This is a genomic window from Moorella mulderi DSM 14980, from assembly GCF_001594015.1.
GTDB classification, from domain to species: Bacteria; Bacillota; DSM-521; order Neomoorellales; family Neomoorellaceae; genus Neomoorella; species Neomoorella mulderi.
The window spans coordinates 43,016-65,810 of record NZ_LTBC01000010.1 but is presented as its reverse complement, the minus strand read 5'-3'; the positions used below and the strand labels follow the sequence as shown (position 1 = coordinate 65,810).

General features: G+C 54.3%; 23 protein-coding genes, 1 other RNA gene and 1 pseudogene. 6 read left to right on the top strand and 19 right to left on the bottom strand.

The genetic code is table 11. The annotated features are described in order from the left end of the window. Positions 1 to 15: 15 nt before the first annotated feature. The 12 genes from MOMUL_RS11215 to MOMUL_RS11160 all read right to left on the bottom strand — a co-directional run bounded on the left by MOMUL_RS11215 (position 16) and on the right by MOMUL_RS11160 (position 11,464). On the bottom strand, positions 16 to 1,152 hold the full coding sequence (locus MOMUL_RS11215; RefSeq protein WP_062284978.1) for a hypothetical protein: 1,137 nt from the start codon (positions 1,150 to 1,152) through the stop codon (positions 16 to 18). Next, complete coding sequence (locus MOMUL_RS11210) at positions 1,152 to 2,600, bottom strand: hypothetical protein (protein WP_062284977.1); 1,449 nt, start codon at positions 2,598 to 2,600, stop codon at positions 1,152 to 1,154. The genes MOMUL_RS11215 and MOMUL_RS11210 overlap by 1 nt, the downstream gene beginning before the upstream one ends. Continuing rightward, a complete protein-coding gene (locus MOMUL_RS11205) occupies positions 2,601 to 3,848 on the bottom strand; it encodes an ATP-binding protein (protein WP_062284975.1) in 1,248 nt (415 codons plus the stop codon). After that, a complete protein-coding gene (locus tag MOMUL_RS11200; RefSeq protein ID WP_062284973.1) occupies positions 3,841 to 6,264 on the bottom strand; it encodes an ATP-binding protein in 2,424 nt (807 codons plus the stop codon). The genes MOMUL_RS11205 and MOMUL_RS11200 overlap by 8 nt, the downstream gene beginning before the upstream one ends. Then, positions 6,264 to 6,650, bottom strand: coding sequence for a TcpE family conjugal transfer membrane protein (locus MOMUL_RS11195; protein ID WP_062284971.1), 387 nt, complete (start codon positions 6,648 to 6,650; stop codon positions 6,264 to 6,266). The genes MOMUL_RS11200 and MOMUL_RS11195 overlap by 1 nt, the downstream gene beginning before the upstream one ends. Positions 6,651 to 6,716: 66 nt before the next feature. Further along, entirely contained in the window at positions 6,717 to 7,052 is a 336-nt protein-coding gene (locus MOMUL_RS11190; protein ID WP_062284969.1) for a hypothetical protein, read from the bottom strand. A gap of 43 nt (positions 7,053 to 7,095) precedes the next feature. Further along, a complete protein-coding gene (locus tag MOMUL_RS11185; protein ID WP_062284968.1) occupies positions 7,096 to 7,992 on the bottom strand; it encodes a conjugal transfer protein in 897 nt (298 codons plus the stop codon). Positions 7,993 to 8,018: 26 nt separating this feature from the next. Further along, the gene (locus MOMUL_RS11180; protein WP_062284966.1) at positions 8,019 to 9,200 is read right to left on the bottom strand and encodes a hypothetical protein; all 1,182 of its coding nucleotides are present in this window, start codon (positions 9,198 to 9,200) and stop codon (positions 8,019 to 8,021) included. Between the two features lie 72 nt (positions 9,201 to 9,272). Continuing rightward, positions 9,273 to 9,974 carry a DUF2786 domain-containing protein gene (locus MOMUL_RS11175; RefSeq protein WP_062284965.1) on the bottom strand — a complete coding sequence of 234 codons (702 nt, stop codon included), beginning with the start codon at positions 9,972 to 9,974 and terminating at the stop codon, positions 9,273 to 9,275. Between the two features lie 75 nt (positions 9,975 to 10,049). Then, on the bottom strand, positions 10,050 to 10,688 hold the full coding sequence (locus MOMUL_RS11170; protein ID WP_169802196.1) for a hypothetical protein: 639 nt from the start codon (positions 10,686 to 10,688) through the stop codon (positions 10,050 to 10,052). Between the two features lie 194 nt (positions 10,689 to 10,882). Further along, positions 10,883 to 11,104 (bottom strand): hypothetical protein, encoded by a 222-nt coding sequence (locus MOMUL_RS11165; RefSeq protein WP_062284961.1) that lies wholly within the window; start codon positions 11,102 to 11,104, stop codon positions 10,883 to 10,885. A gap of 108 nt (positions 11,105 to 11,212) precedes the next feature. After that, complete coding sequence (locus MOMUL_RS11160) at positions 11,213 to 11,464, bottom strand: helix-turn-helix transcriptional regulator (RefSeq protein ID WP_064774406.1); 252 nt, start codon at positions 11,462 to 11,464, stop codon at positions 11,213 to 11,215. A gap of 194 nt (positions 11,465 to 11,658) precedes the next feature. On the opposite strand from MOMUL_RS11160, the gene MOMUL_RS11155 reads away from it, so the two are divergent. From MOMUL_RS11155 to MOMUL_RS17900, 4 genes and pseudogenes are all read left to right on the top strand, one after another. Further along, positions 11,659 to 12,033: a helix-turn-helix domain-containing protein gene (locus MOMUL_RS11155; RefSeq protein WP_062284959.1), complete on the top strand. Its 375-nt coding sequence runs from the start codon at positions 11,659 to 11,661 to the stop codon at positions 12,031 to 12,033. A 63-nt stretch (positions 12,034 to 12,096) separates the two neighbouring features. Beyond that, positions 12,097 to 12,843 carry an ImmA/IrrE family metallo-endopeptidase gene (locus MOMUL_RS11150; protein WP_062284957.1) on the top strand — a complete coding sequence of 249 codons (747 nt, stop codon included), beginning with the start codon at positions 12,097 to 12,099 and terminating at the stop codon, positions 12,841 to 12,843. Then, positions 12,840 to 13,208: a hypothetical protein gene (locus MOMUL_RS11145; RefSeq protein ID WP_062284956.1), complete on the top strand. Its 369-nt coding sequence runs from the start codon at positions 12,840 to 12,842 to the stop codon at positions 13,206 to 13,208. Before MOMUL_RS11150 ends, MOMUL_RS11145 begins: the two co-directional genes overlap by 4 nt. 92 nt (positions 13,209 to 13,300) lie before the next feature. Beyond that, positions 13,301 to 14,380, top strand: a pseudogene (locus tag MOMUL_RS17900) (recombinase family protein); the annotation flags it as partial. A 440-nt stretch (positions 14,381 to 14,820) separates the two neighbouring features. Here MOMUL_RS17900 and ssrA read toward each other — a convergent pair. From ssrA to secG, 6 genes are all read right to left on the bottom strand, one after another. Then, positions 14,821 to 15,177: a transfer-messenger RNA gene (gene ssrA, locus MOMUL_RS11135) on the bottom strand. Positions 15,178 to 15,180: 3 nt separating this feature from the next. After that, complete coding sequence (gene smpB, locus MOMUL_RS11130) at positions 15,181 to 15,648, bottom strand: SsrA-binding protein SmpB (RefSeq protein ID WP_062284953.1); 468 nt, start codon at positions 15,646 to 15,648, stop codon at positions 15,181 to 15,183. 80 nt (positions 15,649 to 15,728) lie between these two features. Then, a complete protein-coding gene (locus MOMUL_RS11125) occupies positions 15,729 to 15,995 on the bottom strand; it encodes a YkuS family protein (protein WP_062284951.1) in 267 nt (88 codons plus the stop codon). A gap of 45 nt (positions 15,996 to 16,040) precedes the next feature. Continuing rightward, positions 16,041 to 18,335 carry a ribonuclease R gene (gene rnr / locus MOMUL_RS11120; RefSeq protein ID WP_236713093.1) on the bottom strand — a complete coding sequence of 765 codons (2,295 nt, stop codon included), beginning with the start codon at positions 18,333 to 18,335 and terminating at the stop codon, positions 16,041 to 16,043. A gap of 84 nt (positions 18,336 to 18,419) precedes the next feature. Further along, positions 18,420 to 18,971, bottom strand: a complete 552-nt coding sequence (locus tag MOMUL_RS11115; protein WP_062284948.1) for an HDIG domain-containing metalloprotein — start codon at positions 18,969 to 18,971, stop codon at positions 18,420 to 18,422. Positions 18,972 to 19,134: 163 nt separating this feature from the next. After that, positions 19,135 to 19,395 (bottom strand): preprotein translocase subunit SecG, encoded by a 261-nt coding sequence (gene secG, locus MOMUL_RS11110; protein WP_236713091.1) that lies wholly within the window; start codon positions 19,393 to 19,395, stop codon positions 19,135 to 19,137. A 496-nt stretch (positions 19,396 to 19,891) separates the two neighbouring features. Here secG and MOMUL_RS11100 point away from each other — a divergent pair, with 496 nt between their 5' ends. Continuing rightward, positions 19,892 to 20,785, top strand: coding sequence for an MBL fold metallo-hydrolase (locus MOMUL_RS11100; RefSeq protein ID WP_062284944.1), 894 nt, complete (start codon positions 19,892 to 19,894; stop codon positions 20,783 to 20,785). On the opposite strand, the gene MOMUL_RS11095 is transcribed toward MOMUL_RS11100, so the two are convergent. Next, entirely contained in the window at positions 20,782 to 21,585 is an 804-nt protein-coding gene (locus MOMUL_RS11095; RefSeq protein ID WP_062284942.1) for a DUF72 domain-containing protein, read from the bottom strand. The genes MOMUL_RS11100 and MOMUL_RS11095 overlap by 4 nt on opposite strands. Positions 21,586 to 21,799: 214 nt before the next feature. Here MOMUL_RS11095 and corA point away from each other — a divergent pair, with 214 nt between their 5' ends. Continuing rightward, a complete protein-coding gene (gene corA, locus MOMUL_RS11090; protein ID WP_062284941.1) occupies positions 21,800 to 22,750 on the top strand; it encodes a magnesium/cobalt transporter CorA in 951 nt (316 codons plus the stop codon). Positions 22,751 to 22,795 lie beyond the last annotated feature (45 nt).

Here is a 22,795-nt window from a genome sequence, read left to right as displayed (position 1 = left end):
AGCAGCAGGCGCTCATTAGCGTTCCTGCTGCTCTTCTTTCTGCGCCGACAACCGTGGGAGGCGGGGCTGCCCTTCCTCCAGATGCCGTGCGGTGCTATTAGGCCAAGAAGGAGAAGCCTTATTGGGCTCCTGGGGCCGGTGGATAGCTTGAGGTACAGGGGCCGCCTGCCCGGCAGGAGGCCCCGGCTGCGCCGGGATTGCGGGTTTAGCTGGCGTAACAGTGGGAGCGGCCGTACCGTCAACCGTAGCTTCAGGCCGCCGGGTTTTTCTGGGCGTAAGGGACGCTTCCTGGTCGAGTGTTGGCTGGAAGTCGGGCTTTACAAGCTCCAGCGCCTGCTTGGCGGGGATCCAAGTTTGCCCCTGATTTTGAGCTGTAACTTTTGAGCCTGCCGCCGGCGGCAAGTTGCCGGCTTCCCTGCTCTCTTCCAGACGTACTCCCCCTGCCGGTTGGCTGGCGGCCGGACCTGCCACGGCCTGCACCTCTCCCTGTACGCCATCTTTAACTTTCTTGCCAGCAGTTAGGGCCATATTTACTGCTGCCGTGACCCCCGCACCTGCAGGAGTCGCGGCCCCATCAGCAGCAGTGGCGGCAGCCTCCTTCTTGATGGCAGTATTACTGTTGGCCTGCCTTGAGTTAATGATTCCTTTGGGTATCGCGCCGGCGGTATCCAGGGAGGTGTCATGGGCATTTTCTTTGTTTATTATGATTAAACCGATTTCTTCATGGCCATCGCCAAGTTCTTTAAAAGGATACCCCTGGGGCGGTTGGCCCTCCCATACTCCCGGCTCCGGTTCGATATCGATGGTTACCGGGCCTCCGGGCGGCAGTTGCTTGGCGTTGGAAGGCCGGGGCGGCGGGGGCGGCATTTGCTCCCACACGCCGCCTAAAGCAGCGTCTTTGTGATCATCATCCGGGGGGCCTCCTCCCCTCCCCCTGCTATGCCTGGCGATCCACCAATCGCTGATCATATCGGCCAGGCCAAGGCGGCGGGCTATGGCGGCGTTGGTTTGGATGATACGTTCGGTCGCCTTTTCGTGATACTTGGAGGCGCCTTCCTGGATGCTCTCCATTATGAGGTTTAAAAACTTTTTGCGGAAGAAAGCGGCCGCCAGGAATATGGCGGCTTGCAGGATCATGGCTAATCCCAACATCAGCCAATCACCGCCTTTGTGAAGCTGGTGGCTATCACCAGGACCAGGGACAGGTAGACCCCATAAATGAGCTTGACGGCGAAGAAGCCGATCAAGGTGCGGAAGTAGCGGCTGGCCAGGGACCAGCCGGTTTCCGGGATCATCAGGGCGAATAACGCCAGGGGCAGCATCAGCAGCAGGGCTGCCAGGACGGCCTGACAGACAATGATGCTGAGGCCTACCAGACCGATCAATGTTGCAAACCCGATGGCCGGCAGGAGGGTCAGCAGGGCCGTTTCGATATGGTTCAGGGTATTGGCGGGGTTGAAACCGATCATGGTCCCTGGATGTTGGCCGTGGTCGATGTCCTCCCTGACTACCAATAAGTAGCGTTTATTGGGCCGGCCCAGGATATCGGCCACGGCGTCCCGGGCGTCGCCGCCGCATCCCAGGAACAGGGTATCGATGCGCATACCTGGCTGGATCTTAGCCAGGCTTTCGGCTGGGAAGGAACTTTTATCCATTTTATCGTATTCGTCCTGGGTGAGTTTTAGTTTGCTTTCGTCTGCCGTGCCGAACATGGCCACCGCCCAAGGCCTGGCGATGATTGTATCCCAGGCCGTTTGCCCGGCGACCACCAGGCCCCGGTCGATTGGATTGCTGATGTTTACATCCTGGCCCTTAGCGGTATAGCTGCTGATGGTGCCCAGGAACAGGCCGGCGGTGCTATCGGTGAACCGGGTGAAGTCGCCAATCAGTTTTTCGGCGTTGGCGGTGAAAAAGAAAACGCTCCCTACGCCTAAAAGGGCGATTAAGAGCGACCCCAGGACGGAAACGGCCTGGCCGCGTAAGAGCTTAAAGACGCTGTAAATCAGTAGCAGGCTCATGCCTAATATGAGCAAAACCGGCGTCAGGTCGTTCTGGGGATTGGTAAAGATATCGGCCAGGCCCCGGGACACCCAGGGGATCATGCCGCTGATGATATCGGTGTGGAAAGCCAGAACCATGACGTTGATAGAAGTTCGGGTTATAGATTTGCTTAAGGAAAATATTAAATTGGCGATCATGTCGCCGATGGCGCTGGTGGCATACTGGGCGGTCGGCACCATGCCCAGGTATTTATCCGGTGCGTAGTGGTAAAAAACGTATCTGCCCAGTGGCCAGTTCTCCCAGATGGCGTTTTCCGGCCTGGCGATTTCTGCCAGGCCGGCGGCGGCCGCCCCGGTGCCTACGGTCAGGAGCCCGAAAGGTCCGGCTGCGGTGACGGCCGTAGCCGTCGTAGCCGGGTTCAGGAAGGTGATGCTGGCGATATTGAACATCTGCCCTTCAATGGCCTTCTCGGCTTCGATGTCGCCCTGGAGGTTCCAATCTTTGGCCGGTTGATCGCCGATGCCCGCCAGAGCGGCGGGCATCGGGAGGTTAAAAGCTATGATAAGCGCCAGGAGCAACAGGGTTATCTTCTTCCCCACCTAACCCTTCCCCCTTATTTCCTCAATCGCCTCGCACAAATAAGCGCAGTCGATCTTGGCCCGGACGTGGGAGGCCGCCAGGGCGGCCATGTCGCAGATGGCCTTGATGTCGGCGGCGGAAGCCCCTTCCGTCCTGGCCACCAAAGTCTGGTAGTCGGTTTCGTTTAATTCGGTAGGCCTGTTCCGGAGGTATACCTCAAAGAGCTGCCGCCGGGCGCGGGCACCCGGCAGGGGAAGCTCGATCTTCTGGTCAAGGCGACCCGGCCGCACCAGGGCTTCGTCCAGCACGTCGGCGCGGTTGGTGGCGGCAATGATAAAGATCCCTTCCCGGCTGGCAAAACCGTCCAGTTCCCCCAGGAGAAGCTGCAGGAGGATGTCCGAGGCGCGGTTCATATTGCTCCCGTCGCGGCGGCGGCCGATGGCGTCGATCTCGTCGAAAAAGATTACAGCCGGCCGGTGACGGCGGGCGTGGGCGAAGAGGTTGCGCAAATTGGCCTCGCTGGTGCCGACGTAACGCCCGATAAGAGAAGAGGCGTTAACGGCGTAGAAGGAGCAGCCGAAGTACCTGGCCGCCGCCCGGGCGAAACTCGTCTTGCCGGTGCCGGGAGGGCCGTAGAGCAGGATTCCCCGCGGCAACTCTAGGTTATACTCCCGGATCTTGTCCGGCTGCTTCAACGGCAGTTCCAGGGCTGTTTTGATGGCGTCAACCGCTTTGTCCAGGCCGATGAGGCCGTCAAAGGCCCCAGGATCCGGCCGCCGGGGCGGCAGGTATTCCACTCCCGGCGGGATGTCTCCGGAAGCGCCTTCCTTTTCTCGGTCTGTGTTAGGGCCGGCTTCCTGGTAAGTCCGGTAAGCCTGCTGGTAACTATGCCGGTAGGCTTTCTTGCCATTTATCGCCTGCCTGAAGGCGTGCCAGCCGCCACTAAAGGCTTCGCTGTATATCTTTAAGGCGCGGCTGGCGAAATGGTAGATAACCTGGGCTGCGTACCAGAGCCCCAGGAGCATGGTCACCAGCTCGAATTCGGAGCCCCTGGCCGGGAAATAGCGGATAAAGGCGTAGGTAATGATGAAGGCGATGAGGCTGACCAGGGCGTTTTTTATGTACTGGCGCTTTTTGTAATTGGCCGCCACCTCGGCCAGAAGCACGAGGACGCCCACCGTCAGGGCGGCGTCAAAGGCGACCCTGCTTAAGTTTTGGGCTGCCACCGCCTGGCGGAAATCGAGGATTACGCCCTTAAGCTCAACCACTTTTAATCTCCTCCCCTTGCTTCCCCGGCGTGGTATCGAACACCTGCAAGAGGTATTCCGGCCGGGGGTCGATATATACCTGGCCGATACGGCCCAGGGCGTCCTTCATGAGGCACCAGCCGCTCTCCAGGGAACGGAAGAGATTGGCCAGGCCGGCCCCTTTCTTCCCTTCCTCTTCTTCTACATCGGCACCTAACAGCTCTATATTACTCCGTATCTCGCTTTTATCCTGCGCCCGGAAGCACAGGATGTAGCTGACGTTGTTTTTTATCGTCTGCATACTGGCCACGTCGCTGGCGTTCTGGGTGGCCAGGATGGGGATGGCGTTATAGCTCCTGGCCCCCATGCGGATCAGTTCGTCCAGCAGTCGGGCGCCCTCAGATATGCCGGCCAGCATCCAAACCTCATCAAAGATCTGGCCTTTGATGACCTGGGCCGGTAGGGAGAAGGCCACCTCCCGGGCCATGGCCGCCGCCAGGTAGAGCATCCCTAGGCCCTGGCGCTCGCTTTCGGTAATCCGGCCGGCCAGGAGGTTCTGGGCGGTTCGCGGCAGGGGCAGGCCCTGGAGGCTGACCACCGTGACCGGGGCGATCTCGTTTTCCCTTCCCTTGCCGAATACCAGGTGGCCCAGGGAACCGTCCCGGAGGGATTCTAAAAGCAGGGCGCACTGGCCGGCCTCCCGGGCGACCTGGGGATGGGTCTTCTCCCTGGCCATCCGGTTCAATTCTTCCAGGCAGGCCTGGAGGTTGCGCTCGGCCGGCGGCCGGGCAGCTACTCTCTCCACCGCCTGGGATACGGCCACCCGGCGCACGTCGTTGTCGTCGCGGAGGTTTAAAGCAATGCTTAAAAAGTCCAGGGCAATCCCCTTGGCGCGGCGCTCGTCGGCAGCCAGCATGAAGGGGTTCAATTCCTGGTCGCCGCTGGGAGAAAGGTCTATACGCTTGATAGGAAACAGGCGCTCGTATGCTCGATATTCGTTCTTTTTGGGGTCGATGACGAACAACACGCCGCCGGCCAGGCGGATGAAGTAGCCCATGGTCTTGATGGTCATACTCTTGCCCCCGCCCAGTCCGCCGGTGATAAAGACGGCGTTGGAACGGCCCAATTCCCGGGCGGCGTAGCCAGGCCGCCACCATACCGGGGCGGCTCCTGACCAACCCAGGAAAAAGCCCTTGCCGTCGCCCGTTTCCAAAGAGATATGGGGACCGGCGGCGGCGATGAAGCCGGGGTCGCACTCGATTAACGGCGCGGCCGGCGGGGCGCCTGGTAGGAAGGAGTACAGGCACTTAATCTGGTCGCCTACCGGCCGGACGGCACGGTAGCCGGAAGAAGTGTACCTTTCTATCGTCCTGGCCGCCGTGGCCCTGACTTGTTTCAGGTCCTTGCCGGCCACGGCTAAGGTGACGGCCATAGCCGCTAAGGGCTGGCCGGCCTGGATTTTGCTTTCCAGGAAGCGTCCCTCGGTCAGGCCGTATTCTTCGTCTAAGCTTGGTTCATCTCGGCCCCGTAAAGCTTCTTCAATCTGGCCTCTCAGAAAGCGCCTCCGGCTTTCTGTTGCCTTTTTGGCCTTGAAGGGCCGGGTAACCCGGAAATGGACCACGGCATCAATGGCCGCTTCGTTGATATCCAAGCTGGCCAGCCATTCGGCCCCTGTCTCCGGTATGCTTTTGGGCAGATCGGGAAAGGTGATGAAAACCTGGTAATGGGTTTCGTCATTGCCTTCGGTGATAGCGATGTAACTTGGGTGTTCTTCCAAAAGGCAGCCGTCGCTGAAGGCGCTAATCAGGGCCGGGGTGAAGCGGCCGGCGTTGCGGGACGGCAAGGGCGGCGGCAGGACTCCTACCCGGTGGGTATTGCGCCGGATGATGAAGTCCAGATCGCCGAAATCGGCGCGGCCGGCGGTGATGTTGCGGATGCGGTGGTATAATTCTTTTTCTGCTTCCAGGGCCTCTTGCAGGCGCCGGGGTGAGAGCAACCACTTTTCCGACCGCAGGAAAGTCCCCAGTGCCAGGTCGCGAGCTTCAGCCAGCAGGGTTTTAATATCATCTAGTTGTGGATCCAGGCGCAGTTGCAGGACCAGGTAACGGCGCCTGCGGCGGGCGCCGTAGCTCAAAGCCTGGCGCACGGACCTGGCATGGCGGGAGGCCTCCAAGGCTACCTCCCGTGGAAGATCGTATGAGACACCGGCCGCCGCCAGGTAGCCGCCTTCGTCCAGACGCAGTTCCTCACAGAGCAGGAGAATCTGGCCCTTACCCTCATAGCCGTAAAAGCTCTCTTCCAGGCGTTTGATAACCATCTGTCTTTCCGCCAGGGGCAGGTGGTTATAGGCTTCGCCTTTGAGGCGGTAGACGGCGTAGGCTTCGCCTTGGTTATTGAAGACGATGTTGTTCTTGAAGGCGATGAGGGGGAATTTCATCACTCTTCGTATACCTCCATCATGGTCCAGTCCAGGCGGCTCTTGCGGCGGCGGACGATGGCCCGGCCGGAGTAGTCGGTAGTCTTAGGCCTGGCTATATATTCAGCGAGGCCCAAGACAAACAAAGGGAGAAATTTTCCCTGGGGGTCGGACTGGGACAGCAACCCGGCCGCCACCCCGGCAACGATTACCGCCCCGATCCAGGGGTGAACCGGGTACAGCAGGCGACCCAGGGGCCAGAGAGGCAGGTAGAGTACCGCGAACATGGCCAGGGTTTCCAGGGATAGCCCCCGCGGCAGGGTGCGGTCGCCGATGTTATGGATCTTGAACCTGATATGGAATAGCGACTTGTAACTTTTGAAAAGGCGTGTTTCTTGTTTCTCCATAATAGCAGCCACCTCAAAAAAAGAGGCAGCCCGCGTAAAGGCTGCCTTATTCCTAAAAAAGTTAGTTCACGGTGATGAACTGGTACTGCCGCCAAATAATGCTACAACCGCTTTGCCAATACTATCCATAACCCCCGGCGTAGTTATTGCGATTAAAACGGCGCCGACAATAATTATGACTATCATAGCCGCTACTTGATTTTTAAAGAAAGCCCACATAGCCCCTATAAGAACACCGATCATGACCAATATCTTGGCCAAATCCAGAATGCTCTGGGCGCCGGCCTTGAGGTCGTAGGCGTAAGCGATAGACGGGGCCAGGACGGCGCCGGCGAAAACCAAAGTAGCTAGAAGCGCGGGTCCCAAGCGCACTAGAAAGGGAAAATAGCGGTTGAAACGCAAGGTCCATCAACTCCTTTGGGAAGTAAAATATATTAAGGCCGCGTCACTGCGGCTGGGCGCTCAGGTCCTCTACCAGATAACTCCCCCTCTCCATTTTGATTTTGAGAAAAATTCTTTGCGTCAAGCGCCCGGCTCCGGACGCGGATATCGTTGCCCGGACGCAGGCCCTGGTGGGATTAGTGCTGTTGTCTACAAGCACTTCATCGACACTCTCCAGCTTCCAGCCGCCAACGGCGGTTACCGAGGCGCCCGGCGCCAGGAAGTTTGCCAGGGACCCTCCGGTATAATAGAGGTTTAGGAACTGGTTGATGAAGGTTATAAATGGTTGGGAGGCGCTTTCGTTATACCCAGGTTCTTTAATCACCCCTTCCCCCTGATTGTTGGCGATAATCACCGGGAGGCCGGCGGCTTGGGCTTGGTTTTCTTTTACCTGCACCGGCACTTCTACCTTGAGCAGGTAATCCCTCCAGACCGGGATCGCTTTCTGCTGGTCCCACGTCCCGCCCTGCTTCCACCGCAAGAGGTCTTCCTGGGTTACAGGGACGTTGACCGGGGCAGCGGCCTGGGCTTCGGCCGGGGTGACTGGCACCAGCCGGCGCAGGTGCAGCAGGACCTGCACCCGGTACTGCGGCTGCTGGCCGGTTACTGATACGACTGAGGCTGATACCACCTCCTGGATGCCGTCAGGGAGGGTAAAACTGCTGGCGTTTTTAAAGAAGGCTCCCAGGCGGCGGTTGTAATCGTCAGGGCTGCCGTTCCAGGTGGCCCATTCTACGGCCAGCGCCCGGGCGACTTCCCGGGCGCTATTGATGGCCTGCTCTTGATTGCGGGTAATGGCGTTAGCTGCAATCTTGCCGGCGGCCAGGCGGACGATGTTGGCGCTACGGATCGATAAAAAGGCGCCGCCGAACAGCAGCAGCCAGAAGAGCCCTCCGGCCAACCAGCGGTATAACAGCTTCCTTTCCGTTAGAAAACACCCCCTTCCCCGATCACATTCCTGGTGATGTCCAGGGTGTTGTTAAACCCGTCACGGGTGAGATAGTTACGCAAGCTGAAATATTGGTCTTTCAGGTTGCCCATCTCATCCCGGACCAGGACCCGGCTACCGGAAAGCCAACAGTAGCGGCCGTCCATTTCTGCCGCTTCTTTTTCAGTCCAGCCTTCCAGGCGCCAGGTTTCTATATGTGCGCTGGATGGGTCGGCTATTGCCTGCAGCAAACCCGGCACGGTGTTCATAAGAGCGCCGGAGACCGTAACTTTTATTATCTTGCCGTATTTATCTCTTTCGGCCTGTACCAGGGCATACATGGCGGCCGGTCCCTCATCTTCAGGAGTGCCGCCGCCGGGATGGATAGCATCCATAAAGGCGTCCAGGTTTTTGCGGACAAGGGGGGCTTTTTCGATATAGGAGTTGTTATAACCGAGGAGGCCCTCATAGAACTGCCAACCCCCTACCCCTGCCCGCAGGTTGTTGGTGGCCGCGTTATCTTTAGTGACCACCCATTTGTCGTTCCAGGATTTAGACAGCTCGGACCGCATCCTGCCGGCCAGGCTGCGGCTGGCATCGTCGCTCGGGTTGGTGATCTCGTTGGCCAGCCGGCTTACTTCTTCAGGGGTTAACCTCATATCCTGACGGATGCCAGCCGCCATTTGCAGTCCGGCCAGGACATCTACCAGGTCGGTTACCTGGCTGAGGTTGAATTTGACGATGTGATCGGTGGTGACGGTCTTGCCGAAGGCGTACCAGGGGGGCGTTTCTATCGGGTAATCGGCAATTTCGACATTGTGGGCCTCGATCACCTCCTCCTTCTGCCCCGGCCAGGCCTGATACGGCCCTTCTATGGCTACCGTTTTGTTGACGGCTCCGGCCAGGCTGTCGCCGATCTGGTAGTTGACCGGCGTCACCAGGTGAAACTTGCGGGAGTCCACCAGCTGCCAGCCGCTATTAGGCTCGTAGACGTAGATGGAACCGAAGATGATAGCCAGGTTGCGCTGGGTGTCGAAAGTTACTACCTTGCCAAAAACGTGGGCCTGCTTGTAGTAGACGCCGTTGGGGTCTTGATAGGGTTGGGCGGCTGCCGGAAATATGGGGGTTCCCGTGATAAGGAAACCCACTAATAGCGGGACAAGCAACAATAACTTGCGCATAATGAATGCCCTCCTTCGGAGTTAATAAATAAGCCGGACTTTGGTCCGGCCAAAACCTTTTTCCCGTTGGGTTCACATGCTTGCATTTTGGCTTTCAATCAGCCCTTCTCTTGTCTCAAATTCTCTCCCCTTCCGGTAACCACTGGCATAAGCGTTATTACTACAGGCGAAATTAATTGAAGGCCTGCGTCCTTTCCGTAGCCCTTTCTTTGCTACAGCTTCTATTACGGCGTCATTTTTAATTAGTATTAAAGCCCAGTTGTTCTTTTCCACCTGCTCCTTAAATTTGTCTCTTAACCCATCGATATAACCCAATATGTAATCGTTACGGATACCAGTAAGATAAAGGGGCTTATTATTCACGCCTCCCCTTTTTAATTGTTCAATATATTTTGCTGTATGATACTTAATGGCGTCTACTGCGTAATTAAAAACCTTTATAGCTACTTCCGTATCCTGCTTTAACCCAATAAACATGAGCTGGCTCTTTTGGTTCACGGTATAATAGTATGCCTCACATCGGAAGTTTTCCCCAATTACCGTAGCCAGTATTTTATGCCACCAAGGTGTTCTAAAAGGTGAGGTTATTGGAACATCAACTACTTCATTGGTAAAACTATTATTGCTTTCAATGTCGGTCATGGTGATCCCGTTTTCCGCCATGATCCTCTGGGCCATCAACATGGCTGCCTGGGCCTCTTCTTCAGAGGGATTATTGCTTGCCAGGGCTAATATTTTTTTGACCTTTTCCAGAACCTTTCCGTTAACCACCATCTTCCCTTTCCCCTCTACAGCAACTATTACTCTTTGGGTTTAAGGATACCGGTATAAAACAACTCTAGTAATATGCTAGAGTTCATTTTGAGTGGGAAAACCTATGGCTTTTTTGCCGCCGCCCTTACCTTTTTTGAACCCGCTGGCAACGGGTATATTACCCAGTGTGGATATCATTAACGGCAGGTCCGCCGGCCGACTCGTCGGCTCAAGGGTGCATATGTACTTATTGCGGTCACCGTCTAGTTCATACGCACTTCCTGCCCATTTCAGCAGGTCTATACCCGCTACCCTCATCTTTTTAGACATCTCGGCGGCATGTATCGCCTGCTGCTCCATTAGCCATTTAATATCGAGATCGTATTTAGAAGCTTGAGCCATAGATGCCTTTTGCTCCCGCTCTCGCTGCCGCCTTTCCTTTTCTTCCTCGCGCTTCGCAAATGCATGCCGGACAGCTTCAGCCAGTTTTTCATCCCCAGCCAGGCCCGGCATTTGCTGCAGGTCTTGCAGGGCTCGCCTTACTCTTGCAACTACAGCTTCACGTTCCTTTTCATCTGCATCTTTCCTGATCAGGCCTGCTAATTGGGCCAAGATAGTCGCCGGGGCTGTTGGGTTATCCACTAATACCCCGGCCACCGCACGGGCAACCTCCTGCCGTTCTACCCTGGGAGCCTTGCCGGGGCCACGTTTACCTTGCCCTTTTACCGGAGGCAACCCATGACGCTTGCGCCACTTCCGTTCCGCGTCTGGTGTCCGGTTTTTTCTGTCGGTTTTATCTTCTGAAGGGCATACTACGGCTATATAAGATTGCTCCGGCAGCACTTTTTGTCCTCTCCCTAAAAGACTTTATTTTCCTTTGGAAGGATATGGAACAAAGGCGGAGAATATTAATGCATTACTTCCTAACATTAACTGTTGACAGTTCTTTTTAAGGAATTATAAGCCGGCTGCGGCAGCCATCCATCGGCTTCCATGCGTTTTAAAAGGAAATTTGCCGCCGCATCCCAGTAGTTCGGATCAGGGGGTAGTTCTCCAATAATTTCCCTGTTTATGGTAACCGGCTTTTCTTTTTCCCTTTTTCCTGTTACTTTGAGGAGGTAAACTTTTTCTTGTCCATCCACCAGAAACACTTTTTACCCTCCCCCTGAGGCTTTTATTTTTCTTGCCATTAGTTTTAAGATAGGGTGTTAATGCCGGGCAAATTTATCTACTAGGAGTTAGGCTAACAACCTTCCGACTCACCGACATAAGGTCTCATTAATGGATGTTTCATTGGCATTTTTTTGTCCCATATCGTGGCATTTATCTGCAAAAAAAATATCCTCGATAGTAGTGTTAAAATAGTCGGCTATCCTTTTGGCTAAGTCAAGATCCGCCTTACGAAGGTTCAGCTCAATCATTGAAATATTTGATCGCGAAGTTTTTACAGCCTCTGCTAATTTTTTAGCACTAATTTTATGTTTCTTACGCATTTCTTTAAGGCGATTCATTCCGCTACCAACTCCTTACAAGTATAATTTACCACGCATCGAAACATTTATCAACTCTAAAAACAGCCTTTTTGTCCCGTTACGTGACCTCTAACTCGTTTTTTCTCGTCTTTGTTTAGTTATTCTATGTCACATAAAGAAACTTTATTATGCCACATATTGTGGTAAAATAATATCGTGGAGGGCATAGTAAAATGTCAATTGGAAAGCGAATTAAAGAATTACGTGAAAAGATTGGTTTAACTCAAGAGGAATTGGCTGAACGGGTACAAATTAGCCGTTCGGCATTAGCTAATTACGAGAGTGGGTACCGTGAACCGAAGGGAGATATATTGGTAAGGTTTGCTAAGGCTCTAAACACCTCTACCGATTTTCTTCTCGGTAACGAAGTTAAGATTGATAAGACTAAGAAGTACGAACTCGACGAAGCCACCCGCCTCTTTGCCCGCCTCAGCGGCCTGACCCCCGAAGGACGGGAGAAGGTACTGCGTGAGCTGGAATGGATCGAAGAGCTTGAACGAAAAAGGTTCCTTGAAAGAAAGAAAAAGCAAAATCAGGAAAAGAATTAGCTGCCAAGACATGGCAGCTTTTCTTTTTCGACATTCTTCGACTTCTTTTGTTGGGAGGGCATTATGAGCATAGCCGAAGCTAAAGCCAGGCTACTGATCAAAACCTACCAGCCTCAGTATCCGCTGAACATAAAAGAATTTGTCAAACTGCTCGGCCTGGACAAGCCCGTGGAATTTCATAAATGCCATGAATTACCCGACGAGGTAAGCGCCCTGGTAATTGATAAAGAGTGGTATGAAAATATACATATTCTTACCAACGCCAACCATCCTGTAACCCGGCAACGTTTTGGAAGTGTCCATGAGCTTGCCCATATCTACCTGGGCCATAAAGGCGGGTTGCATTTTTACTCTCCAGGGAACATATACGGCGAAGACCCTATCGAGCATTGCGAAGCCGACATATTCGCCACAGAATTATTAATGCCAATTTTCCACGTTTTTGAGTTGGCCGGCCGGATAAGATCGCCCTTAAGCCTGCTAAAAGCCATGGAAACCGCCTTCAAAGTGAGCCTGGAGGCAGCCGCCCGGCGGGTAATCGAACTGGAGATCTATAAAAAGGCGGCATGCATCCTACTTCGTGATGGACAACCTGTCTTCACCTACGCAACCAACGATTTCTATTGCACCTGGGAAATGCTTGCCGATTTTTTGGGAGAAATTTTTACCCTTATGAAGCCGGGCCAACGTAAGGTCTGGGTATATAATGAACTTGCCGTACATACCAGCAGGATGCAAAAAGGATATATGCTGGTGGTACTGGTGGGTGGCAGGGCGGATTTGAACATGAAGGTGGCGGAGGTTTTATGAAAAAGGAATACCATTACGATCCTGAGCTTGATATAGCCGCAGCCAAAAAAACAGCGGAACTCATGAAAAAGGCGGCGGATGAATACATATTTGACCCCAACACTGAAGTAATGCCTGCTCCAAGGCACTGGGGCGAGTTCCCGGGAAGGACACGGGTGTGCTTCACAAAAACCATGAGGGAAGACGGCTCTCTCTACTACCACATGAGCGTTTCCGCGCCCTATGGAAAGGTTAAAGACCTGGTGGTAGCAGCACTATTGAAATTATTTGAGGCCCCTTCTACTGTTACGGAAGTGCCGCCGGGGATAAACCCCAATGTACGCCATTTTTTCTGGCCAGCAGACCAATCTACTAAAATACATTAGAAGGAAAACTTGTGAACCTTAGGCTTCATCGCCTTTTCTTTAAGCCTACTCATAGAGGTTATGATGCCAAATCCTTGAAATAAGCTATAAAAATGCGTTCAAATAAGCCCCAGGAGCGAAAACCTATGAAAGCTGTTGCATACGCAAGATTTTCTTCAGACAACCAGCGAGAAGAAAGCATTACCGCCCAACTTCGCGCCATTCACGATTATGCCGAAAAACATGGGGTTATTATCGTCCGGGAGTACATAGACGAAGCTCGATCAGCCACCACCGACGACCGCCCTGAATTCTTACGCATGATTGAGGAAGTAACCTCCGGCTGTCTTCAGGTAGACTATGTTTACGTCCATAAACTCGACAGGTTTGCCCGTAACCGCTATGATAGCGCTATTTACCGTCATAAGCTAGCTTCCAAAGGCATCAGGCTTATCGCCGTAACCCAACCCCTGGATGATAGCCCTGAGAGTGTCATCCTGGAAGCCATGCTCGAAGCCATGGCCGAATACTACAGCAAAAACCTGGGCCGCGAAGTCATGAAAGGCATGCGGGAAACGGCCTTCCAATGCAGACATACGGGAGGTAAACCTCCCCTGGGTTATGATATAGAACCCGGTTCTAACAAATATATCATCAACGAACGCGAAGCGGAAGCTGTCCGCATAATCTTTTCCATGTATCTCCAAGGATGCAGCTATAAAGAGATTGCTGATTACCTTAATAGCCATGGTTACAGAACCAAGCTGGGCAGCCAGTTTGTTAAAACATCCCTTTATGAAATTCTCCGCAACGAGAAATATACCGGAGTATTTGTATTCAACCGGGCCGCCAGTAAAACCGGCGGTAAACGCAACAACCATAAATCCAAAGATGACGAAGAAATTATCCGGATCCCCGGGGGATTGCCGGCCATTATCGACCCTTCAACTTTCCGGGAGGTGCAAAAAATGATGGATAGGAGAAAGCATGCGCCTGGAGCAGCCAAAGCAAAGGAGGTCTATTTGCTTACCGGTCTTGTCTGGTGCGGCGCTTGCGGCGGCCCGATGATCGGGAATCGCCGGCGGGCCGGGCGCAATAAGGATATTTATGTCGCTTACGAGTGCAATAACCGGAAACGCCTCAAGACTTGCCATGCGAAGTCCATCAATAAGGAATACCTGGAGCAATATGTCTTGAATGAATTAATAAGGGTTATTTTTAGCGATGAAGGAATATCCATACTTGTTAAGAAGCTGAATGAGGCTAATAAACAACGCCTGGAAAGAAATTCTAAGGAACTAGATTATACCAGGCAACAACTCTTAGAAGTGGAAAAGAAAATCAGTAATATAGTAAACGCCATAGCCGACGGCCTCTACAGCCCGACTATGAAGGAAACCCTGGCAAAACTGGAAGAAGAAAAAGCCAGGTTACAGGTTGCCATAAATGAAATTCAGCGTGCTAATGTTGTCGAGCTAACCGAGGATATGATAAAAGCCTACCTGGAAAAAGATAAGCAGGTCATCCTTTCCGGAGACCTGCAAGCCTGCAAGGCAATCATTTCTACCTACGTCGATAAGGTTATCGTCTATGAAGACCACATTGACGTGATCTTAAAAATTGTGGATTTCACTGGTGGAGGCGGGGGGAGTCGAACCCCCGTCCGAAGGTGCACCCACAGTAGCTTCTACCAGGATAGTTTCCGTTTTGCTTCTCGCCATCGGGCCTCCCGGAAACCGGATGCCCTCAGGCCAGCCTGATTAGGATTTCCCTTCAGGCCCCCAGGCCAGGGCCTTGCCGGTAGCCTGCTAACTTTGACACCCGGCACTGGTCCCCGCAGGCCGGGACCAGGCGGATGGGCTGCTTTAAATTAAGCAGCCAGGGCTAAATTATCTTCGGCACTTATAGCCGTTCCACCGTTTAACGAGCCGGTGGGATCTCGCCTGGCTACTACTGCCAATGCTACCCCCGTCGAAACCATTACGCCCCCACGTTAAAACTTCTGCCGTTCGCGAAAGGCTTTAGCGATTTCCCGCTGGGCGTCGCGGGCGGCGATATCTTCCCTTTTGTCGTACAGGCGCTTGCCTTTGGCCAGAGCCAGTTCAACCTTGGCACGGCCGCGTTCATTGAAATACACCTTTAACGGTATCAGGGTCAAACCCTTTTCCCTGATCTTGCCGTACAGGCGCTGGATCTCGTAGCGGTGCATTAGCAAGCGCCGCGGCCGGCGCGGTTCGTGGTTAAAACGGTTCCCCTGTTCATAGGGGCTAATGTGCATATCATGGAGAATCAGCTCGCCATTTTCGACCCTGGCGTAGCTATCCTTGATATTGGCCTTACCGCTGCGCAGGGATTTAACTTCAGTACCGGTAAGGGCAATACCGGCTTCATACGTCTCTAAGATAAAATAATCGTGACGGGCGCGACGGTTGTCCGTCACAATTTTTACCTGGCGGCCCATCGATGTCACTCCTGCTTTCCCGCCTGATTTATTATAACACACCGAACAGGGGTAACGTCAAGGGGCCGCCCAGATTCTACCTAATCTTGCAGCAGCAGGCGTTCTTTCACCATGGCCGTAATTTCGTCAGCCGTCTTGCCTGCGGCTTCAATTACCGGCACTTTTGCTTTTATATCTTCCATGCCCATAAAGTTGGTTGTCTGCCCGCTGATAACAACGGCCCCGTAGCCCTGTAACCTGGATGGCGTCAGGTCGGTCATATCAACTCGCTCGACCTCAAGGCCGTTTTCCGCCAGGTGATCGCCGATGGCGCTGAGATCCTTTTCCACTGCTACCCGCCGGGGCATACCCCTGCCTCCTTTTTAAATTAAATGAGGTAATATCTATGGCTATTATGAACGGCCCCGGGTAGCTTTATTCCGTTGACGCCGGCTCTGGCCGCGAATTTTACGCCTGGTTTTGCTCCCGGCCGGGCCAGTGTCCTTTTCTCGCGATTTTACCTGCTGCTGGCCTTTAACCCTGGCCACCGGCCCGGGCCCGGTGTCCACTGTAGCCTCCGGTTTAACCAGTTCAAAATCCACCTGCCGGGCCTCAACGTTGACCCTGGCCACCAGCACTTCCACCGGCTGGCCGATACGAAATGCTTTGCCGGTGTGTTCGCCTACCAGGGCCAGCTGGTCTTCCTGGTAATGGTAGTAGTCGTCCGTAAGGGTGGATACATGAACCAGGCCTTCGACGGTATTTTCCAGCTCTACAAAGAAGCCATAGGGTACCACACCGCTAATAACTCCGGTGAAGGTAGCTCCCACATGGCGTTCCATGTACTGGACCTTCTTCATATCCAGGGATTCCCGCTCGGCTTCCTCGGCCACCTTTTCCCTTTCCGAGGCCTGGGCCGCAGCCAGGGCCACAAAGGCTTCCAGTTCCGCCATACGTTGCGGTGTTAACCCTCCCGGGGACCAGGTTTCCCGTAAAATGCGGTGCACAACCAGGTCCGGGTAGCGGCGGATGGGAGAGGTAAAGTGGCAGTAATAAGGGGAGGCGAGGCCAAAGTGTCCCAGGCACTGGCCGGCGTAACGGGCATGCATCATGGAACGCAGCATGACGGTGCTGATCACCCGCTCCTCCGGCCGCCCTTTGACAGCGGTAAGGATCTCCTGGAAAGCCAGGGGGTTGAAACGTCCCTCCCGGTTGGGCCTGATCTGCAGCCCAAAGAAGGATAGGAAGTTATTGAGCTCTTCCATCTTATCCGGTGCCGGTTCCTCGTGGACCCGGTAAACAGCCGGTACGGCCAGTTCGTAGATGTGCCGGGCCACAACTTCGTTGGCGGCAATCATAAATTCTTCAATAATCCCCTCGGCTACCGATCGCTGTCGAGGGATAATGGCCACCGGCAGGCCCTGGTCGTCAAGTTCCACTTTGGCCTCCGGGAAATCAAAATCAATGGTCCCCCGTTTCTCCCGCCGCCGCTTTAAAATAGCTGCCAGCCTGGCCATGAGCTGGAAATACGGTACCAGTTCCCGGTAGCGCTCCACTAGTTCCGGGTCGCCATCTACCAGGATGCGCCGGACAGCATCATAGGTCATCCGCTCCCGGACGCGGATAATCGAAGGAAAAAGTTCGTAATCCTTTACCGTACCTCTCGGCGTAATAGTCATCAGGGCCGTCATGGCCAGGCGGTCCTCGCCGGCATTTAACGAGCAGATATCATTGGATAAGCGGGGCGGCAGCATGGGAATGACCCGGTCTACAAAATAGACGCTCGTCGCCCGGTTGAAAGCCTCCCGGTCCAGGGCGCTGCCTTCCCGGACGTAAAAACTAACGTCGGCAATATGTACTCCCAGGAGGTAATTACCACCGGGCAAAAGCTCCAGGGACACGGCGTCATCCAGGTCGCGGGCGTCAGCGCCGTCAATAGTCACCAGGCGCCAGTCCCGCAGGTCCCGGCGGCCGGCCAGTTCCCGCGGGCCAAACTCCTTGCTTAAGCCGTCGGCTTCAAGTAAAACCTCGGGGGGAAATTCCGGCTCCAGGTCATACTTTTTGATGATGCTTAAAACATCCACTCCCGGCCGGCCCGCCTGGCCCAGGATCTCCACTACCCGGCCCTCGGGATTGCGCCGGGCCTCCGGCCAGCGGGTAATTTCCACGACGACCTTATCCTTTTCCCTGGCCCCCAGGGAATTGCCGGGGGGAATAAGGATATCCTGGTGCAGGTGGGCATCATCGGGCACAACAAAGCTTAAATGCCGGGTGGCAGTAAAGGTTCCCACCACCCGCCTGTTGGCCCGCTGCAGGACGCGGATAATTTCCCCCTCCTGCCGCCGGCCGGTAGTACCGGGTAAAATCCTGGCCAGGACCAGGTCTCCGTGCATGGCCCCGTTCAGGTTGAGGGCGCTGATATAAACATCGGCCTGCTCCTTTTCCCGGGGGACGACAAAGGCATAACCTTTGGTTGAAGCCTGGAGACGGCCGCTGACCAGGCCCATCTTTTCCGGCAGGCCGTATTTATCCTTGCGGGTGCGGACAATATAGCCCTCCTGTTCCAGGGAATGGAGAAATTCCCGGAAGGTTTCCTCATCCTTTGCTCCCAGGGCGGCCATGAGCTCCGCCGCCGTCATAGGCCGGTAGGACTGGGTCCGCATGAGGGCCAACAATTCTTTTTTGTCCATACAGGTTTCCTTTCGCAATGTGTCCAAGATGAAATATTCCTCGCTATATTATTTCCTGTTGTCCCGGTAAAAAGATACCCGGTTGCTAACCGGGTATCTTACCTAAAGGCCCAGCTCGCCGGCAATTTCCTTCATGGCTTCCAGGCCGATATGCATGAAGTCTTCCAGGGAGAGACCAAGCTCGCTGCAGGCGGCTATAGTCTCCCGGCTGGCCCCGCGGGCAAAGGATTTCTCATGGTAACGGTTAAGTAAGAAAGGAACGTCCACGATGGCCAGTTTCTTTTCGGGGCGAATAAGGGCCGCGGCTACAATCAAGCCCGTCAGGGGGTCGGTAGCATACAGGGCCTTGCTCATCAAGTCCGTCCTGGGCAGGCCGTGGCGCTCGTTATGGGCCTTAACGGCGTAAACCACCTCTTCAGGCAAACCTTCCCGGGCCAGCATTTCCGCCCCTACCAGGCTGTGCCGGTCGGGATCGTCCTTGGTGCTTTCATAGTCGATATCATGGAGCAAACCGGCCAGTCCCCATTTCTCCTCATCCTCGCCAAAGTGCCGGGCCAGGGCCCGCATGACTGCTTCCACGGCGAGCGCGTGCTTGCGCAAATTTTTATTCTTAAGGTGTTTCTCCATTAGTTGCAGTGCTTCCTGCCGGGTCATTCAAAATCAACCTCCCTGAAAAAAATTGGGCGCCACCGCCCAATCGGAAGTGAGAAATCAGGATGTCTGAAGTCAGATTCCTTGGCGAAACTGGCTCCGCCAGTTTCAGCATTATTGTAATTCCCCCAGCCAATGTCCCACTTCTTAAAAAGTACCTTTCCACTCAGATTACCGAGAGGAGCAAAGTCAGCAGCAGGAACAAACCGGCCAGGACTGCTGAAACCTTGTTAAGAAACTCATCAAGGCCCTTCTTCTTGCCAAAGATGGCTTCCGCGCCGCCGGCAATGGCACCGGACATACCTGCACTGCGGCCGGACTGTAAAAGGACTGTGGCTATCAGTCCCAGGGCTACCAGCATATCAAGCACCAGGATAATGGTATGCAGCAACAACTTCACCTCCCTGCTGTGCTGCCGTGACGTCATAATTTTAACAAATAAATACCCGGTTAAGCAAGGAAAAACGTAAATCTTCCTACGCGACCAAAACATCAACCTGCGGGCCAGGAAACCCGACAAATCATGGTAAAACAGGCCTCTAGAGCACTTCCGGATTTAATGTATACATGATACAATATCCTTAGAATAAGGAGGGGAGGATGGGTTATGCTCCAGGAGGTTTATGGTAATACCGGTAAAGAGGCGTGCCCCGAGGGACAAAAGGTTATGACCACGCTCCCCGCAACCAGCGTTAATCTTACGCCCTGTGAAATGACAGAATGCATATATTGCTTAAACAACCACTACTGTGGCCGTATTTACCCGCCCCGGAACGGGGATGGCTATTGTAAAGACTTTGTATCGATTAACGATTAGTGCCCGGGCGGCACTTTTTTATGCCCTCCGGGTAGTATCCTTGAATGTAAATATGATAAAATCAGGATAAAATGGCTATTACCATTTAGAAAGGAAAAATAACCTGGTGGGACTGGTAAAAATTCATGGCCATACCTGCTATATTCCCGGCGCCACTAATGCAGGCGTTTATACTACTAAAAGCGGTTACTGCCTGCTGATAGATTCGGGAATCAACAATACCATCGCCTATAAGATCAAGGACGTCCTGGCCGCCAGCGGGCTCAAACCCAAATACCTCCTGACCACCCATGGCCACGCCGACCATTTCGGCGCCCACAGGTTATTAAAGGAATTTTACCCCGGCCTGGAGATCCTGGCTTCAGCCGGGGAAAAAATATTTATGGAAGATAACCTGCTGGGGGTAAAGGCCCTGTACGGTGCCCTCCCTTTTGCAGAAATTAAAATCCCTCTTCTTTTTGCCCGGCCGGTAGAGGTTGACAGTACCATCAGCCCTGGATCTTTGAAGCTCCTGGACCTGCGTATCCAGGCCATCGCCACACCGGGGCATGCCGCCGGGCACCTGGCTTTCCTGACCCCCGACGGCGTACTCTTTAGCGGCGATGCCGTCTTTCACCCGGCCATCCTGGCCAAATACCCTTTACCCTTCCTGCAGGACATTAAGGCTCAACTGACAACCCTGGAAGCTCTGGCCGGCCTGGAGATCAAGTATTTACTGCCGGCCCACAGCCCGGAAGTTATTGCTGACCCGGCCCCCGTCCTGGCCAGCAACCGCCGGCAGATTAATGCCTGCCTGGACAGGATTACCGAACTCCTGGCCCGGCCCCTGACCCGGGAAGACCTCCTGGCAGAATTGGCCGTCCAGGAAAATATCCCTATGGACATTCCCCAGTACTTCCTCAACCTGGCCAGCCTGTCGGCATTTTTAAGCTATCTAAAGGACCAGGGCCGGGTTGCCTGCGCCCTGGAAAGCGGGAGGCTTTACTTTTACAATCATTAAACACCGGCCAGCAGGTCCTTCAGCATCCGGGCGTTGGTTACCGCCTGGGAGTGGTAGTGGTTGTTAAAAGCCACAAAGACCTGGCGCGCCCGGCCGGCCAAGTAAGCGATGCCCGGCAGCCATTCTTTTAGTTCTGCGGGAGTATAAAGGTAGTCATAGCGCTCATAAGCTTCCTCATGCTGCCACCACTTTGCTGCGTTACGGCCGTGAAAACGGACGTAGGCCACTGCCGCCGTACAGCGGACCACCGGCCCCACCAGTCCCGGCAGGGCCGGTTCATCGACACAAGTATAGGCCAGATCGTGATGCTGTAAGAAATCCCAGATGGCGTCATTAACCCAGCTGTTGTGGCGAAATTCCACTACCAGGGGTACATCGGGCAAAAGATCCTTCAACTTGATTAAATGTTCGCGGTTGGCCTGGTTATTGCGGAAAGAAAAGGGGAACTGGAGCAGGACAGCCCCCAGCTGGCCCCGGTCCACCAGGGGCTGGAGGGCCTGGCGTAACTGCCGGCTGTCGCCGGCCAGGCTATCACCCCGCTCATGGGTCAGGGTACGATAGGCTTTCACGGCAAAAATAAACCCGTCCGGCACCTTGCGGGCCATTTGCTCCAGGTTCTGGGGCCGCGGCAGGGCATAATAAGAGGAATTAACTTCGGTAAAGTTAAATTCCCGGGCGTAATAGGGCAGCATATCTTTAGCCGCCAGCCCCGGCGGGTAAAAGTAGCCCAGCCAGTCGCGGTAGCTGTAACCAGAGGTGCCGATGTATATTTGGTTTGCCGCTACTTTTTTGGCCGCCATGTTTCAATTTCCGCCCATAATAAGTAAATAATTCCGCCTGCCAGGGCTATTTTAGCCCAGGCGGCAAGGCCGGGAGCCGTATAGCTGAGCGCTGTTACTATTCTAACCCACTTCCTGCCGCCGTACAATATTTGCTTCCCGGTTTTACATGAGGACGATACTTGGGCGGCCCGGATGTGGTAAACTAAAGAAAACCCGACTACAGGTGATTTGCATGCAGCGCCTCTTAATTTTTCACCCGCAACAGGGACTCAAGGAAAATCCGCCCCCCGGTTTCCAGCCCCGGCAGAGCGAGGAGTTTGCCTGGCTGGACCTGGTACAGCCGGCCCCAGCGGAACTGGACCTCTTGACGGACCTTTTCCATTTTCACCCCCTGGCCGTAGAAGACTGCCGTCACCCCCACTACCGGCCCGGGATGGCCCAGTATGATGAATATGCCTTCCTCACCCTGCGCTGTGTGAAGGCCCACCAGCATTCCCTGACCGCAGCCCTCAATGTCTTCCTGGGTCCCAGGTTTATCGTTACCGTCCACCAGGAAGAACTAGAGTTCGTGACCAAACTCTGGAACCAGTACCGCCAGGACCCGCAGCTTTTCCAGAAGGGCACCGACTTTATCCTTTACAGCCTGCTCGAACCCCTGACGGAAACCTTTTTTACCTTTTTTGACCGCACCGAAGGTAAAATCGAATACCTGGAAGAGGAAGTCTTCCGCCGGCCCACCCGGCAGATTCTCAATCAAGTCTTTACCTTAAGGCGCCAGGCCATTAAACTGCGAAAAATTCTTGGCGCCCAGCGGGATATTTTGAACCTCCTGACCTATCCAGAGTTCAAGCTGGTAAAACCGGAAAACCGGGTCTTTTTCCTGGATATCTACAACGAAATGCTGCGCCTGATCGACCAGGTGGAAACCTTCCATGACCTGGCCAGCTCCACCCTGGAAATCTACCTTTCCCTGACCTCCAACCGCCTCAATGAAATCATGAAGGTATTGACGGTAATTACTACGATAATGATGCCTTTAACCCTTATCGCCGGTATCTACGGCATGAATTTCCGCTACATGCCGGAACTGGAATGGCGCTACGGCTATTTTACCGTCCTGGGGGTCATGGCTATGCTGGCCGGGGTAATGCTCTTTTTCTTCCGGCGTAAGGGATGGTTCTAAGGATATATTAAACCCCGGCCATGGTTACCACGCCGGGGTTTCTTT